Here is a 361-nt window from a genome sequence, read left to right as displayed (position 1 = left end):
AAGCTACATATCCATGAGATCCAAATCTCTCTGAATATGCTTCCATCAAAAGGCATTGTCCGATGGAAGCTGCAGCCTGTTTTTCAGCCAAGTTATGAGGGCGTTCTATAAAGCCAAGTTTTCGATATCCCGCCGCAACAGCCCCTGAAGATACTAAAACAAGTTCATGACCATCATCTAAAATAAGCGCAATTTCATCCACTAAGCGGACTAATTTCCTTATACTAATTTCACCGTTTCGACTCGTTAATGAACTACTGCCAATTTTGACAACAATTCGTTTCTTTTGTTGACTTTCTCCCAATTTTATTCACCTCTATTTTTGCAAAATATTACCTTAGTGTATTTTCTGGTATCGTAG

Annotated in this window: 1 protein-coding gene; it reads right to left on the bottom strand. The window is 38.2% G+C overall.

What is annotated here, in order from left to right:
* Nucleotides 1–304 (bottom strand): amino acid kinase family protein (locus KH400_RS22595; protein WP_438821142.1); only part of this gene is annotated, 304 nt, incomplete at its 3' end.
* Nucleotides 305–361 lie beyond the last annotated feature (57 nt).

This window comes from Desertibacillus haloalkaliphilus, from assembly GCF_019039105.1.
Taxonomy (GTDB): domain Bacteria; phylum Bacillota; class Bacilli; order Bacillales; family KJ1-10-99; genus Desertibacillus; species Desertibacillus haloalkaliphilus.
This window is presented reverse-complemented; position numbering and strand designations above follow the sequence as displayed.